This is a genomic window from Flagellimonas sp. L-11, assembly GCF_056857735.1.
The window spans coordinates 13730-28460 of the sequence record NZ_JBSXNR010000059.1 but is presented as its reverse complement, the minus strand read 5'-3'; the positions used below and the strand labels follow the sequence as shown (position 1 = coordinate 28460).

Annotated in this window: 14 protein-coding genes; 3 read left to right on the top strand and 11 right to left on the bottom strand. The window is 43.5% G+C overall.

What is annotated here, in order from left to right:
* Nucleotide 1 precedes the first annotated feature (1 nt).
* The 9 genes from lepB to udk all read right to left on the bottom strand — a co-directional run bounded on the left by lepB (nt 2) and on the right by udk (nt 9381).
* Complete coding sequence (gene lepB, locus AC13CC_RS09565; protein ID WP_482877535.1) at nt 2–1741, bottom strand: signal peptidase I; 1740 nt, start codon at nt 1739–1741, stop codon at nt 2–4.
* Nucleotides 1742–1791: 50 nt separating this feature from the next.
* Complete coding sequence (gene dapB / locus AC13CC_RS09560; protein WP_326278435.1) at nt 1792–2493, bottom strand: 4-hydroxy-tetrahydrodipicolinate reductase; 702 nt, start codon at nt 2491–2493, stop codon at nt 1792–1794.
* 3 nt (nt 2494–2496) lie between these two features.
* Nucleotides 2497–3153: a DUF5683 domain-containing protein gene (locus AC13CC_RS09555; RefSeq protein WP_482877534.1), complete on the bottom strand. Its 657-nt coding sequence runs from the start codon at nt 3151–3153 to the stop codon at nt 2497–2499.
* Entirely contained in the window at nt 3146–4051 is a 906-nt protein-coding gene (locus tag AC13CC_RS09550; RefSeq protein ID WP_482877533.1) for a ParB/RepB/Spo0J family partition protein, read from the bottom strand. The genes AC13CC_RS09555 and AC13CC_RS09550 overlap by 8 nt, the downstream gene beginning before the upstream one ends.
* Nucleotides 4052–4825, bottom strand: a complete 774-nt coding sequence (locus tag AC13CC_RS09545) for a ParA family protein (protein WP_482877532.1) — start codon at nt 4823–4825, stop codon at nt 4052–4054.
* Nucleotides 4826–4959: 134 nt separating this feature from the next.
* Nucleotides 4960–7068 (bottom strand): methylmalonyl-CoA mutase, encoded by a 2109-nt coding sequence (gene scpA / locus AC13CC_RS09540; protein WP_482877530.1) that lies wholly within the window; start codon nt 7066–7068, stop codon nt 4960–4962.
* Nucleotides 7061–8446 carry a methylmalonyl-CoA mutase subunit beta gene (locus AC13CC_RS09535; RefSeq protein ID WP_326278444.1) on the bottom strand — a complete coding sequence of 462 codons (1386 nt, stop codon included), beginning with the start codon at nt 8444–8446 and terminating at the stop codon, nt 7061–7063. Before AC13CC_RS09535 ends, scpA begins: the two co-directional genes overlap by 8 nt.
* A complete protein-coding gene (locus AC13CC_RS09530) occupies nt 8439–8771 on the bottom strand; it encodes an FtsB family cell division protein (RefSeq protein WP_326278445.1) in 333 nt (110 codons plus the stop codon). Before AC13CC_RS09530 ends, AC13CC_RS09535 begins: the two co-directional genes overlap by 8 nt.
* Nucleotide 8772: 1 nt before the next feature.
* A complete protein-coding gene (udk, locus tag AC13CC_RS09525; protein WP_326278446.1) occupies nt 8773–9381 on the bottom strand; it encodes a uridine kinase in 609 nt (202 codons plus the stop codon).
* Between the two features lie 193 nt (nt 9382–9574).
* Here udk and AC13CC_RS09520 point away from each other — a divergent pair, with 193 nt between their 5' ends.
* From AC13CC_RS09520 to AC13CC_RS09510, 3 genes are read left to right on the top strand one after another with little or no spacing between them, the layout of a single operon-like run.
* Nucleotides 9575–10060, top strand: a complete 486-nt coding sequence (locus AC13CC_RS09520; protein WP_482877529.1) for a biotin/lipoyl-containing protein — start codon at nt 9575–9577, stop codon at nt 10058–10060.
* A gap of 6 nt (nt 10061–10066) precedes the next feature.
* Nucleotides 10067–11509 (top strand): acetyl-CoA carboxylase biotin carboxylase subunit, encoded by a 1443-nt coding sequence (gene accC, locus AC13CC_RS09515; RefSeq protein WP_482877528.1) that lies wholly within the window; start codon nt 10067–10069, stop codon nt 11507–11509.
* A 5-nt stretch (nt 11510–11514) separates the two neighbouring features.
* Entirely contained in the window at nt 11515–13056 is a 1542-nt protein-coding gene (locus AC13CC_RS09510) for an acyl-CoA carboxylase subunit beta (RefSeq protein ID WP_482877527.1), read from the top strand.
* A gap of 290 nt (nt 13057–13346) precedes the next feature.
* Here the strand turns inward: AC13CC_RS09510 and AC13CC_RS09505 are convergent, their stop codons facing one another.
* Together AC13CC_RS09505 and AC13CC_RS09500 are read right to left on the bottom strand one after the other, a co-directional pair.
* Nucleotides 13347–13490 carry a GIY-YIG nuclease family protein gene (locus tag AC13CC_RS09505; RefSeq protein WP_482878265.1) on the bottom strand — a complete coding sequence of 48 codons (144 nt, stop codon included), beginning with the start codon at nt 13488–13490 and terminating at the stop codon, nt 13347–13349.
* Nucleotides 13491–13604: 114 nt separating this feature from the next.
* Nucleotides 13605–14666: a Gfo/Idh/MocA family protein gene (locus AC13CC_RS09500; RefSeq protein WP_482877526.1), complete on the bottom strand. Its 1062-nt coding sequence runs from the start codon at nt 14664–14666 to the stop codon at nt 13605–13607.
* Between the last annotated feature and the right edge of the window lie 65 nt (nt 14667–14731).

Sequence of the window (14731 nt, the reverse complement as noted above, 5' to 3'; positions counted from 1 at the left end):
TCTATGCTTTGCTCTTCTTTTTCTTACGGAAGAAATCAAAAATGAACCAAGCTGCCAAAAGCCCGATGAAATACCAGAAATAGGATACAGGTTCGCCGCTTCCGCCAACGGTAGTAAATACACGGTCCCAACGAACTCTCCAATTGGCGATTCCTTGTCTAAAGTTGTCAAAGCTCATCCAAAGGAAAACAGGCTTGCCCACAATGTGGTCGGCAGGAACATACCCCCATGTCCTACTATCTTCGGAGTGGTCACGATTGTCACCCATCATCCAATAATAATCTTGTTTAAAAGTGTAGGAATCGGCTTCCTTTCCGTTGATGAGCACTTTGTTTCCTGTTACTTTTACTTCGTTGTGCTCGTAATCGCGGATGATTTTTTTGTACAACGGAATAGTTCTCGAATTGATTTCCACCGTGGTTCCTTTCTTAGGAATATAAATCGGTCCAAAGTTATCGTTGTTCCAAGGGTAGAGGGAGGGTTTTTGTGGGAAAGCACCGCCATATTCCCCTTTGGGTTCTATGGTCTGTACCACTGAGTCTATTGCAGGATTGCTCCTAAGGGCATCAACCATTTCACTGGTGAGGTTGGCCATCCGGGAGCGGGGTTTTTCCTCGGTGAGCGAAAGCCGCAATTGACGAATAACATCGGTTGGAATACCATTTTCCTGTGTGTAAAGCTCAATTTTGCCATCGTCCGTTGGTCTTGCACCGGAAATGTATGGCGCCAACCCATTATATTGGGATTCATTGATGTTGGTGGCAATATATTTACGAACGTAGTCGGAAGCATCAACATCCTCCAAATATTTACTGGACACCCCATTTTTAGCATAAATGTCATACATATACATGGGTTTTGCCCTGTCCGAAAGTTGAAGCTGCTCACCGTTGATGTGCACATATCCATTGATTACTTCCAATGAATCCCCGGGGGTTCCCACACATCGTTTTACGTAGTTTGATTTTTTGTCGATAGGTTTTATAACTGCCTTTTGTGCCTTAAAGAATTGATACAGCGTATCAGCGGGCAAGCTAAAGACAACGATGTCGTTCTTCTCCACTTTTTCAAAACCGGGCAAACGCATATATGGAAGTTGCAATTTGTTTATCCAAGAAGTTTTGTGAGTTTCCGGATCAACGTCAGCTAGGTAAGATCTTGTTTTGAGTATGGGAAGGGTGTCATGGACCATTGGCGCCGCCAAGGTGGTCATGGGCACTCGTGCACCGTAATGGAATTTGCTCACAAACAAGAAGTCGCCGACCCGCAAGGTGCGCTCTAATGATCCCGTTGGAATTACGTAGGGTTGAATAAAATAGGTGTGGACAAAGGTTGCAGCTACAACGGCAAATACAATGGAGCTTACCCATTCGCCCAATCCCGTTTTAGGTTTTAGGCTGCGGTCTTCAATGTACTGTACGTCCTCCGCATAATTAAGGTAATAAATGTAAAAGCCAAGGGTAAGGATGACCAGCCAAGTATCTACAAGCGAGTTCTTTCCGAAACTGCGGATGGTTTCCACCCAAACTACGGGGAACATCAATAAATTAATGATGGGAATGAACAACAACAGCACCCACCACCATGGTCTGTTGATGATTTTCATCAAAACAATGCCATTGTAAATAGGTATGGCGGCTTCCCATGGTTTTCTGCCTGCCTTAACGTAGAGTTTCCATGTTCCCAAGAAATGGATAACCTGAATGATCAGGATAAAAATGATCCATTGTGTACCGTCCATATAAAAAAGTTTCTTTGTTAGACCCTGGGTCTAAATTCTTGTTACGTTTTTTAGCTTAGGTTTAACACATCTTTCATGGAAAAAACACCTGTTTTTCCGTGTATCCATTCCGATGCAATAACTGCTCCCAGAGCAAAACCTTCCCTGTTGTGTGCTTCGTGTTTTATCTCAATAGTGTCCACCGAACTTTTATAAGAAATACTGTGCGTTCCAGGAACCATACCTTCCCTGATGGATTTTATAGGGATGATTTTATCTCCCGATTGTTCCAATTTCCAGTTTTCGTAGGGGGTGTGTTCAATTATTCCCTCGGCAAGGGTAATGGCAGTTCCACTGGGCGCATCCAATTTTTGGGTGTGATGGATTTCTTCCATGGAAACCTTGTATTGCCCCGATCCATCCATCATTTTGGCAAGATGTTTATTGAGTTCAAAAAAAATATTGACCCCCAAACTAAAGTTGGAGGCGTAGATAAAAGCACTTTTATGTTCTTCACAAATTTTGATGGCTTCGGAAAATTTATCCAACCATCCCGTTGTACCGCTGATTACGGGAACCTTGTTTTTAAAACAGTTGGTGATATTACCAAAAGCAGCCTCGGGTGTACTAAAATCAATGGCAACATCCATAGAGGCATATTCTACATCTTGTGAAGGGTCATCAATTTTTGCTACAATGGAATGGCCTCTGTCCTGAGCAATCTGCTCTATCATCTTTCCCATTTTGCCATATCCAAACAGACCAATCTTCATACATTAAAATTTTATCACCATGGCCATACCGTAGTTTGGCCGATTGGTAAAGGGGTTTATATCTAAATAAGGGTTGAAGTCTACTGCCAGATCATCACTTACATTATATTGCTTTAAGTGCGAGTCCACATTGGCATCTATAATGTTCAAGGCATAGAGCGCAATGGTTATAACCAAGGCCAAATCCCTGTCCCTTTGTGTGTTTTCCTGTGCTTCCTGGAGCGCTTCCGAAGTTAGATCCGGTCCGCTTCCATCGCTGTTCAAATCCCAGAATTCGTCGTCTTCAAAACCTGCAAGTCGGCGCTTGAAAGCGTTTCTTGCCCTACGATATTCAGTGTTGTTATAGGAATAAACATAGATGCCTGTTCCAATGGCACCCCAAACTATGGGAGCCTTCCAATAGCGTTTGTTGTAAATTTGTCCAAGGCCTGGGAGAATTGCCGAATAAAAAGCAGCCTTACTGGGTGCAAGGGGGTTGATGTTCTCCTTTTTAGTAACCTCTTCAAAAGTAACGCCTTCCCCTTTCATATTTTGTGAAAGAGAATCCACCTCTTTGGTTTGTTGGGGCTGTTTTTTGCTTTCTTTTTCCTTTTCTTCCTGAGAAAACCCTGTGTGAGACAACAAAAAAGCAAAGAACAATAAAAGGAGGTTTTTATTCACCTGTCAACAATTTTTTGATACGCTTAAAATCTTCTTCCGAATGAAAGGGTATCACAATTTTTCCTTTTCCGTTTTTTGATGTGGTAATGTCCACTTTAGTAGCTAGTCGTTCTTTGATGGAATCCAAACTGTTGGAAACAAATTCAGGCACATTTGATGTACTCTTTTTCTTTTCAGAACCTGAACTTTTAGGCTCTTTGTGGTCTTTTACCAATTGTTCGGTAGCTCTTACGGACAAACCCTCGGAAACTACTTTTTCGTAAATGGCTATCTGTTCTTTTTTCTTATCGATGTTGATGAGTGCCCTACCGTGCCCCATACTGATGAATCCATCCCGCATTCCGGTTTGGATAATCGGGTCCAATTTCAACAAACGAAGGTAATTGGTGATGGTGGAACGTTTTTTTCCAACACGATCGCTCAATTTTTCTTGGGTGATTTGTATCTCGTCGATAAGTCTTTGGTACGAAAGTGCAATTTCGATGGGGTCGAGATCTTGCCTTTGGATGTTCTCCACCAAGGCCATCTCCAAGGACTCTTGATCATTGGCAATTCGGATATAGGCCGGAATGGTCTCCAATCCGACCAATTTCGATGCCCGGAACCTACGTTCACCGGAAACCAATTGGAATTTATTGAAATCCAGCTTCCTAACCGTTATCGGTTGTATGATGCCCAATTCACGAATGGAACTGGCCAATTCTTCAAGGTTTTCGTCGTTAAAATTGGAACGTGGCTGAAATGGGTTTACCTCAATGGAATTGATATCCAGTTCCACTACATTGCCTATTACCTTATCCGCATTTTTATCCGAAACTGATTTAATATCGTTTTCCGGATCATTTAAAAGAGCGGACAGGCCTCTTCCCAGTGCCTGTTTTTTTGTTGCTTTCGCCATTTAAACTTTCTCCTTGTTTTTCTTCAAAATTTCGTTGGCCAAGTTAAGATAATTGGAAGCACCTTTGCTGCTCGCATCATATTTTATGATACTTTCCCCGTAACTTGGGGCTTCACTTAACCTGACGTTTCTTTGGATGATGGTGTCAAAGACCATATCCGCGAAGTGTTTTTTCACTTCTTCCACAACTTGGTTGGAAAGGCGTAATCTGGAATCGTACATCGTCAAGAGCATTCCCTCGATATCCAAATCGTTGTTGTGTATTTTTTGAACACTCTTTACGGTGTTCAAAAGTTTGCCAAGGCCCTCCAAGGCAAAATACTCACATTGTATTGGTATCATCACGGAATCGGCAGCGGTAAGTGCGTTCAAGGTCAACAATCCCAAAGATGGAGCGCAATCTATCAGTACAAAATCATACCTGTCGCCCAAATTTTTGAGGGCTTCTTTCATCATGTACTCCCTATTGTCCTTGTCCACCAATTCAATCTCGATGGCAACAAGGTCGATGTGTGCGGGTACCAAATCCACATTTGGGGAATCTGTTGTAATGGTTACTTCATCCACACTCATGGTATGTTCCAAAAGTTGATATGTACCTTTTTCGATAGAGTCAACATCAACACCTAAACCTGATGTTGCATTGGCTTGGGGGTCGGCATCGATCAGTAATACCTTTTTTTCCAATACACCTAAGGAGGCTGCAAGGTTTACCGTAGTGGTAGTTTTACCTACACCGCCCTTTTGGTTTGCAATTGCAATAATCTTGCCCATTTCATAGTAAGTTAGGTGCTAAAAATACGATTATTTAGGATGCGATAAAATGTAATTTGTTAACAGAGGGTGAATAACCCTTGCATTCTGCGTTAAAGAAAGTTAAAGTTTTGCCCTATAGTGTGTTATGATTGTCAATCTAACAAAATGTTAAGTATTTCCGTGGCAGCATCCGCAATTTTTGTGCCTGGTCCAAAAACCGCTATGGCACCATTTTTTAGCAGATGGTCATAATCTTGCTTTGGAATTACGCCCCCAACAATGACCATAATATCTTCCCGACCATACTTTTTTAGTTCTTGAACCACTTCGGGAACCAGGGTTTTGTGTCCTCCGGCAAGTGAAGAAATGCCCAACACATGAACGTCGTTTTCCACAGCTTGCTTGGCGACCTCAGCAGGGGTTTGGAACAAGGGGCCGATATCCACATCAAAACCAAGGTCGGCATACCCGGTGGCAACCACTTTGGCGCCACGGTCGTGACCATCTTGCCCCATTTTGGCCACCATAATACGTGGTCTTCGTCCTTCCTGTTCGGCAAAGGTATCGGCCAATTTACGGGCCTTTTCAAAACTTTCGTCGTTTTTGATTTCTTTGGAATACACTCCGGTAAAAGATTGAATTTTTGCTCTATATCGTCCAAAGGCACTTTCCATGGCGTCGCTGATCTCACCAAGGGTAGCACGCTGTTTGGCCGCTTCTATGGCTAAAGCTAACAAATTTCCACGGGCGGAGTTATTTTCCATGGCCTTTTTGGAAGCGATACGTATTTCTTCGAGCGATTTTTCCACGGCTTTGGAATCCCTGCTGCTTCGTATTTGGTCCAAGCGGACCATTTGTTGCTTGCGTACCTTGGCATTGTCCACTTCCAAAATTTGAAGGTCGTCCTCGTTGTCCAATCTGTATTTGTTCACACCAACAATAATGTCCTGTCCACTATCAATACGGGCCTGCTTTTTGGCTGCGGCCTCTTCAATGCGCATTTTGGGGATGCCTTTTTCAATGGCCTTCGTCATCCCGCCCAATTTTTCAACCTCTTCAATCAATTCCCAGGCAATTTCGGCAATTTCGTGGGTCAATTGTTCCACTTTATGGCTTCCTGCCCACGGGTCTACCGTTTTTGTGATGTGTGTTTCCTGTTGGAGATAGATTTGCGTATTTCGTGCGATTCTCGCTGAAAAATCCGTAGGTAGCGCAATCGCTTCGTCCAATGCATTTGTATGTAAGCTCTGGGTACCGCCAAAAACTGCCGCCATGGCCTCAATGGTGGTTCTGGCCACATTGTTGAAAGGATCTTGCTCCGTTAAGCTCCATCCACTGGTTTGGCTATGGGTACGGAGCATCAACGATTTTGGATTTGAAGGGTTGAATTGTTGTACCAACTTGGCCCATAGCATGCGTCCGGCTCTCATTTTTGCAATTTCAGCGAAGTGATTCATCCCAATACCCCAGAAAAAGGAAAGTCTTGGAGCGAACTCATCAATTTTAAGGCCTGCTTTAATTCCTGTTCGGATGTATTCGATTCCATCGGCCAAAGTATAGGCTAACTCCATGGATGCAGGTGCCCCTGCCTCGTGCATGTGGTAACCAGAGATACTGATGCTGTTGAACCGCGGCATATGTTTACTGGTAAACTCAAAAATATCCGCCACGATCTGCATGGAAGGGGTAGGAGGATAAATATAGGTGTTCCGAACCATAAATTCCTTTAAAATATCGTTTTGGATGGTTCCGGAAAGTTGTTCCATGGACACACCTTGCTCCAATCCTGCCACAATGTAAAAGGCCATAATGGGGATTACCGCCCCGTTCATCGTCATGGAAACGGACATTTTGTCCAAAGGAATACCATTGAACAAGATTTTCATGTCCTCAACGGAATCTATGGCTACCCCTGCCTTGCCCACATCCCCGACTACGCGGTCGTTGTCCGAGTCGTAACCACGGTGCGTGGGGAGGTCAAAGGCCACGGAAAGTCCTTTTTGGCCCGCCTCCAAATTTCTTCGGTAAAACGCATTGCTTTCCTCGGCAGTTGAAAACCCTGCGTATTGACGTATGGTCCAAGGCCTGCTAACGTACATGGTGGAGTAGGGCCCCCGTAAAAATGGAGATATGCCCGCAGCAAAGTTGGTATGGCCATAGTTATGAGTTATGGTTTTTGGGTTATGGGTATTCTCCAACTCTGTACCCTGAACTCCGAACTCTGAACTTAATTCCAAATGTTGAAGGTCTTTTCTACTCATCGTTCAATCTTTTTTGTTCGGATGCTTCGGCCAATCTTTTTTCAATAATGGGCTCAATAATGGTTTTCCTTGCCATGGTTTTCACAAAGGGGTAGAGTTCCAATTCGTCCTTCATGCGGTCTTGCGGATTTTGGTATTTGTTGGTGCCAAGAGAAATAATCTTTCCTTTATCAAAAAGCTGTTGCTCCTTGTCCGCACTTTCCTTTATTTTACGCTGCACCATGCCTTTTTTCAAACTATCCAAAAAACCGCCGGCCTTTTCAATCTGTTTAAAAAGGACCAAGGCCTTTTCTGCCAGTTGATTGGTAAGTGATTCAATGTAATAGGTGCCTTCAGAAATTTGTGAAGCTCTGGCCAGATAGGATTCTTCTTTTAAAAGTAACAGTTGGTTACGTGCAATTCGTTCTCCAAACTCGTTGTCTTTATGGTAAATGGCATCGTAGGCCAAATTACAAACGGTATCCGCTCCGCCCAAAACCGCCGACATGGACTCTGATGTAGTACGGAGCATATTCACGTTGTAATCGTATAAGGTTTTGTTGCGCTTAGAGGGTATGGCCAAAATGTTGCACTTACCTTGAATGTCGTATTCGGATGCCAAACTGTTCCAAAGCCATCGCAACGCTTTAACCTTGGCCATTTCAAAGAAATAGTTGCTGCCAACGGCAACTTTAAAGGTAATTGGGAGTGACTTCCCGACTCCGCTCGAAGGAACAAATTGGTTCAGATATTCATTGGCGTGAGCCAAACCGTAGGCCAATTGCTGCACCATGTTGGCACCTGCATTTTGATAGAGGGACAGGTCAACTCCAGTAATTGATATGTCCGAAGTGCCTAGTGAAACCAATTCAGTCAATAGCTTATGGTCCTTTTCCAATTTATGGTACCAGTTGCCATCTTTGGCCAAATGTCCAATGATGTCGATGTTCAAATGGGCCTTTGCTTTTTTGCCTTTTAGAAGTGAAACTAATTTTTCGACAGGTTCCAGGGCCAAAAACTCAAAATTGAAGTAAAGCAGCACCGTCTCTAGATTGATGCCCGAGAACAAGGTTTCGAAGTCAATTTTCTCATTGGGAATAGTGAAAACTATGCTCTCCACCCCTTTTTCGAGTATTTCTTGAGCCTTTGTGTTGGCTTTTTTGGCATCCCCCACATACATTGATTGGCCTACCGACCAATCATGGTCTTTGGGGAGTGAAAAGGAAGGAATGTCCGCAATGTCTTCTTGATGATAAAAAGGTTTGACATTGATGCCCTCCAAAGATTCCCAAACCAAGGTTTCGTTGTAATCGTCACCTTTGAGGTCCATCTGGATTTTTTGTTTCCACTGTTTGGCGGAAACCTCAGGAAATTCGTTAAATAGACCAGTGTTACTCATCTTGTTTGTTCTTTAGGCTATCTTCATATTCAATCAGGAATATTTCTTCATTCTCCTTTTTCATGTAATATTTTTCACGGGCAAGCTTTTCCAACTCTTTCTTATCCGACATCTTTTCCAAAATCTCCTTATCCTTGGCGATTTCACTTTTCAGAAACTCCTTCTCCTTTTCCAATTTATCTATTTCGTTTTCCAGTTCCAAATGAATCATTAGGGAATTGGTGTCAAAAAAGGCCATCCAAATCACAAAAATGGTCAGGACCAAAATATAGGTGTTGGTCATAATCTTGAACCATTTCTTTTTCCTCAACTCTTTTAGGGCCATCTTACGTAAGATTATTGTTGATGATGGTCCTTACAACATCCACGGCAACCGTATTGTAGCGGTTGTTTGGTATAATGATGTCCGCAAACTCCTTCGAGGGTTCAATAAATTGAAGGTGCATGGGTTTTACCGCGGTCTGGTATCGAGTGAGTACCTTGTTCAAATCGTGGCCCCGTTCCTGCGTGTCCCGCTGTAACCTTCGAATCAAACGCTCGTCCGAATCTGCATGAACAAATATTTTTATGTCGAACATATCCCTTAATTTGGGATTGCTCAACACCAAAATCCCTTCCACAATCATCACTTTTCGCGGTGGCGTAGGCACGGTTTCCTTCATTCGGGTTTCCTCTACAAAGGAATAAATAGGAGTGTCCACGGTCTTACCTGCCCTTAATTGGTCAATATGCTTAATCAATAGGTCAAAATCAATGGAATTGGGGTGGTCAAAATTAATTTTGGCCCTCTCTTCCCGGCTCATATGGGAAAGGTCGTTGTAGTAGGAATCCTGCGAAATCACACCTACCTCGTTTTCGGGCAATTGCTCCACAATTTGGTTTACTACCGTTGTTTTTCCGCACCCTGTGCCACCAGCAATCCCTAGAATCAGCATAGTTCAAAATTTATCATCAAAAATAAACAAATGATTATATCTACCGCTTAATAACGATACAACATAATTGGCGATCCACAATCAAAAAATGAATGATCAATGTCATGATTCTAGCCAGTTTAAGCGTTTAGCTTTGTGTGATTTTAATGCATTACCCTTATATTTATCAAGCTAACCAATGGAAATTTTATATATGAATGATACTTATACGGTCAAGGTTGGCGATGACTTTGACTTTAAACTTTCCAAGGACACCATTTCTTCGTTGGATTTGATCAAAACTGGTGCTGATGCCTTTCATCTTTTAAAGGATGGAGGATCGTACCATATAAAAATTTTAGGTTCCGATTTTAATAATGGAACCTACACCATAAGTGTTAACGGAAGGGAATACCAAACCTTAATCCAAACCCCTTTGGATGAACTTATCCAAAAAATGGGCTTCGCTACCAATGGCAGTAAAAACATAGATTCTATATCCGCACCTATGCCAGGATTGATTTTGGATATTTTGGTGGAGGAAGGTCAGGAAGTTGAAGAAGAAGAGCAACTATTGATTCTGGAAGCCATGAAAATGGAAAACATTATTACCTCTCCGAGAAACGGCGTTATCAAAAAAATAAGAGTATCACAAGGTGATGCCGTTGACAAGAAACAATTGTTGATTGAATTTCAATAGAACACCATGAAAAAAATATTGATTGCCAATCGTGGCGAAATTGCGGTAAGGGTTATGAAAACCGTAAAAAAGATGGGCATAAAGACTGTTGCCGTGTTTTCTGAAGCGGACAGGAATGCCCCCCACGTACAATTTGCTGACGAAGCCGTTTGTATTGGCGAAGCGCCCTCCAACCAATCGTATTTGCGAGGGGACAAAATTATTGAGGTGGCCAAAAAGCTTCATGTTGATGGAATTCATCCAGGCTATGGCTTTTTAAGTGAAAATGCTGATTTTGCCGAAGCGGTGGAAAAAAGCGGCATCACTTTTATTGGGCCAAAATCCAAGGCCATTCGGATCATGGGCAGCAAATTGGCGGCCAAAGAAGCTGTTAAGGCTTATGATATTCCCATGGTGCCCGGTATTGACGAAGCGATTTCCGACGTGGCCAAGGCCCACGGGATTGCGAATGAAGTAGGTTACCCGATATTGATAAAAGCCTCTGCCGGTGGTGGGGGTAAAGGAATGCGGATCGTGGAAAAGGAGGAAGACCTTGAATCGGGTATGAAAAGAGCCATTAGCGAGGCCACTTCCGCCTTTGGCGATGGTTCCGTTTTTGTGGAGAAATATGTGAAATCACCAAGGCACATCGAAGTACAGGTCATGGCCGATACGCACGGTAATGTCCTCCATTTTTTTGAAAGGGAATGTAGTGTGCAACGTCGCCACCAAAAAGTGGTGGAAGAGGCGCCTTCTGCCATTTTAACCCCGGAATTGCGGGAAGAAATGGGCATTGCGGCGTGCAAAGTGGCCAAATCTTGTGATTATGTTGGAGCAGGTACCGTCGAGTTTTTGATGGATGCCGACCTCAATTTCTACTTTTTGGAGATGAATACGCGCCTGCAAGTGGAACACCCCGTTACCGAATTGATCACGGGGGTGGATTTGGTGGAATTGCAAATAAAAGTAGCTCGTGGCGAGGAACTGCCTATGAAACAGGAAGACTTAAAAATCAATGGTCATGCGGTGGAACTTCGCGTGTATGCCGAAGACCCATTGAACGATTTCTTGCCCAGTGTGGGAAATCTCGAAGCCTATCAATTGCCCGTTGGTGAAGGGATTAGGGTGGACAATGGTTTTAAGGAAGGAATGGATATCCCCATTTACTACGACCCCATGCTGTCCAAGCTCATTACCTACGGTAAAACCCGTGAGGAGGCCATAGAGTTGATGCTCGATGCCATTCAAAAGTATAAAGTGAAAGGGGTGCAGACCACCCTGCCTTTCGGAAGTTTTGTGTTTGCACATGAAGCGTTCCGGTCAGGGAATTTTGACACCCATTTTGTGAAGAATTATTATTCTCCGGAAAAAATCAAGCAGCAAACGGCCAACGGAGCAGAGGTCGCCGCCATGATAGCCCTTTATCAATTTCTGGAAGACAAGAAAATAGTACGATTACCTTCAAATTGAATCCTATGGACCCCAAAATAAAAGCACTACAAGAAAAAATAGCACAAGCCCATTTGGGTGGAGGCGACAAACGTATCGAAAAACAACATCAAAAGAAAAAGTTGACGGCTCGCGAAAGGGTACTTTACTTTTTGGATGAAGGCTCTTTTGAAGAAATGGGCATTTTGGTGACCCACCGCACCACCGATTTTGGTATGGACAAGGAAATGTACTATGGTGATGGGGTAGTAACGGGCTATGGAACCGTAAACGGAAGATTGGTATATGTATATGCCCAGGATTTCACCGTTTTCGGAGGAGCGCTTTCCGAAACCCATGCCGAAAAAATATGTAAGGTGATGGATTTGGCCATGAAAGTGGGAGCGCCCGTAATCGGTCTCAACGATTCTGGGGGTGCCCGAATTCAGGAAGGAGTGAGGTCATTAGGGGGGTATGCCGATATTTTTTACCGCAACGTGCAAGCATCAGGGGTAATTCCACAGATTTCTGCCATTATGGGCCCTTGTGCCGGAGGAGCGGTGTATTCGCCTGCGATGACGGATTTCATTATTATGGTGGAGGAAACTAGCTATATGTTTGTTACCGGTCCAAACGTGGTAAAAACCGTTACCAATGAAACCGTGACCTCGGAAGAACTGGGAGGAGCCAGTACCCACGCGGTAAAATCAGGAGTAGCCCATAAAACTTCCAATAACGATGCTACTTGCTTGGATGATATTCGAAACTTGTTGGACTATCTACCTCAAAACAATAAGGAAACTACGCCATTGTTGCCTTATGAACTTGGTGATGAAACGAGGGATGAATTGTCTGGTATTGTGCCCGACAATCCCAACAAGCCCTACGATATGCATGATGTTATAGGCGGAATCATTGATGCCGATTCGTTTTATGAAATTCACAAGGATTATGCGGAAAACATTATTACCGGTTTTGCTAGATTAGGAGGTCGGAGTATTGGGATTATTGCCAATCAACCTATGTTTTTGGCAGGGGTTTTGGATGTGAACAGCTCCACAAAGGCAGCCCGTTTTACCCGTTTTTGTGATTCTTTCAATATTCCATTGTTGGTGTTGGTGGATGTTCCTGGATTTTTGCCAGGAACTGACCAAGAGTGGAGCGGCATTATTATGCACGGGGCAAAATTACTCTATGCCCTGAGTGAATCGACCGTGCCACGAGTTACCGTAATTACCCGTAAAGCCTATGGCGGTGCTTACGATGTAATGAACTCCAAGCATATTGGTGCCGATTTTAACTTTGCTTGGCCGAGTGCGGAAATTGCCGTGATGGGGGCTAAGGGTGCCAGTGAGATTATTTTTAGGCGAGAAATTGCCGCCGCCGATGACCCAGAGGCCAAATTAAAGGAGAAAGAAGCAGAGTATGCCGATAAGTTTGCCAATCCTTATCGAGCCGCTAAGCGTGGATTTATTGATGAGGTAATTCTGCCAAAAGATACCCGAAGCAAATTATTGAAGACTTTTGCCATGTTGGAGAAGAAAGCCGTGCAAACCCCTTGGAAGAAGCATGGAAATATTCCGTTGTAAGGTTGGAAAGGTGAAGGGTTAAAGGTCAAAGGCTTGACACGAATTCCACCAATTTTCACAAAAACCTAAATCTGAACTAGTTCTGTAATGTCAGGTCGAGCGCAGTCGAGACCTCAATCTTGGTTTGGATTAAACTTGTGGTGCGTAGCATTTCTTCACTCTGACAATCTTTGTAAAAGGTCTAAATCACCGGCTGCAAGGGCAAACTTCTTTTTAGCACTCCACTTCTTGATTTTCTTTTCAAAATAGATGGCTTGCAAAACATCATTGAATTCTTGTTGAAAGATAAGCTAAACAGGTCTTCTTCGGTAAGTGAAAGCTGTTTTATCAGTTCCGTTTTGATGCTCTGACAACCTTCGGTCTATATTATCCGTGATTCCAGTATAAGTTAGTCCGTCGGCACACTTTAGTATGTAAACAAAGTATAGGTTCATGATTTGGCGGGTCTCGACTGCGCTCGATCTGACACCAAACATAGCAAAGTATTTTAAAATGGGTCTCGACTGCCTGCCCGTCTAGCAGGCGGGCGCTCGACCTGACAATTTAGCTTATAACATTACTGTCTTCCCAGTTTTAACGGATTCATCCGCAGCCAGCACAATCTTAAGACTGTTGACGGCATCATATAAGTGGTCAGTGAGGTTGCGGTTATTTACAATGGCGTCCAATAGGTATTTTTGTTCCAATAAACATAGTCCGTCATGGTCGGGTTCATCCGCTGTACTAATGATTTCGTCCTTTTTGGTAAAATTACCATTGGCATCGAGCTCACTATGGTGTAATTTTAGACTTCCTGTTTTGGTATGTCCTTCAATATCTTCAGATGCCCCTTTGTCCGTATCACTAATAGATACACAACCTTTTGGGCCGATAACATCCTTGATAAAAAATGCTGTTTCGCTCATCATGGGCCCCCAGCCTGCTTCGTACCAGCCTACGGAACCATCTTCAAATCGTACCTGTAGCTGTCCATAATTGTACATATCGGAATCCACTTCATCAGACAAATGGGCACCAATGGCAGAAACGCTAATGGGTTTGGAGCGCGTCATGGAACACATGACATCCACATAATGTACGCCACAGTCCACAATGGGGGACATGGATTGCATCAACTGTTTGTGGGTGTACCATTGTTCCCCCGAGCTTTGTTGGTTCAGGTTCATTCGCATCACCAAGGGTTTGCCCAAGGTCTGTGCCATTTCTGTAAACTTGGCCCACGTAGGGTGCACTCGCAAAATATAGCCCACAACCATTTTGCGATCCTGCTTTTGGGAAAGATCAACCAGTGTTTGTGCTTCTTCCACGGTCAAAGCCAACGGTTTTTCTACGAAAACATGGGCATTGGCCTCAAGGGCCATTTTTACATAATTGTAATGCGTGTCCGGGTATGTGTTAATGGAAACCACATCGGGTCGGGTCGTTTTTAATGCTTCGGCATAATCCGAAAAAGTAGGTGCTCCATCCAATTCTTCGGAAAGGCGTTCCCTACTTTTGGCGCCACGACTTACCAATCCCACTATTTCAAATCCATCTAACTGGTGGTAAGCACGGGCATGTGAAGTTCCCATATTGCCGCATCCGACCACTAAGGTTTTTAATTGTTTCATTGCCTAGTTAATTTAGCTTTAAAGATAAGGTTATCTGTTTTTTTTGAACAGATTTGTAAGGAGAT

Bases quoted from the DNA above. Each gene is read 5' to 3' on its own strand.
- AC13CC_RS09550 (WP_482877533.1), bottom strand. From the start codon at position 4,051: ATGGCGAAAGCAACAAAAAAACAGGCACTGGGAAGAGGCCTGTCCGCT.
- accC (WP_482877528.1), top strand. From the start codon at position 10,067: ATGAAAAAAATATTGATTGCCAATCGTGGCGAAATTGCGGTAAGGGTT.
- AC13CC_RS09530 (WP_326278445.1), bottom strand. From the start codon at position 8,771: ATGGCCCTAAAAGAGTTGAGGAAAAAGAAATGGTTCAAGATTATGACC.
- dapB (WP_326278435.1), bottom strand. From the start codon at position 2,493: ATGAAGATTGGTCTGTTTGGATATGGCAAAATGGGAAAGATGATAGAG.
- scpA (WP_482877530.1), bottom strand. From the start codon at position 7,068: ATGAGTAGAAAAGACCTTCAACATTTGGAATTAAGTTCAGAGTTCGGA.
- AC13CC_RS09535 (WP_326278444.1), bottom strand. From the start codon at position 8,446: ATGAGTAACACTGGTCTATTTAACGAATTTCCTGAGGTTTCCGCCAAA.
- AC13CC_RS09520 (WP_482877529.1), top strand. From the start codon at position 9,575: ATGAATGATACTTATACGGTCAAGGTTGGCGATGACTTTGACTTTAAA.
- lepB (WP_482877535.1), bottom strand. From the start codon at position 1,741: ATGGACGGTACACAATGGATCATTTTTATCCTGATCATTCAGGTTATC.
- AC13CC_RS09545 (WP_482877532.1), bottom strand. From the start codon at position 4,825: ATGGGCAAGATTATTGCAATTGCAAACCAAAAGGGCGGTGTAGGTAAA.
- AC13CC_RS09500 (WP_482877526.1), bottom strand. From the start codon at position 14,666: ATGAAACAATTAAAAACCTTAGTGGTCGGATGCGGCAATATGGGAACT.
- AC13CC_RS09510 (WP_482877527.1), top strand. From the start codon at position 11,515: ATGGACCCCAAAATAAAAGCACTACAAGAAAAAATAGCACAAGCCCAT.
- AC13CC_RS09505 (WP_482878265.1), bottom strand. From the start codon at position 13,490: ATGAACCTATACTTTGTTTACATACTAAAGTGTGCCGACGGACTAACT.
- udk (WP_326278446.1), bottom strand. From the start codon at position 9,381: ATGCTGATTCTAGGGATTGCTGGTGGCACAGGGTGCGGAAAAACAACG.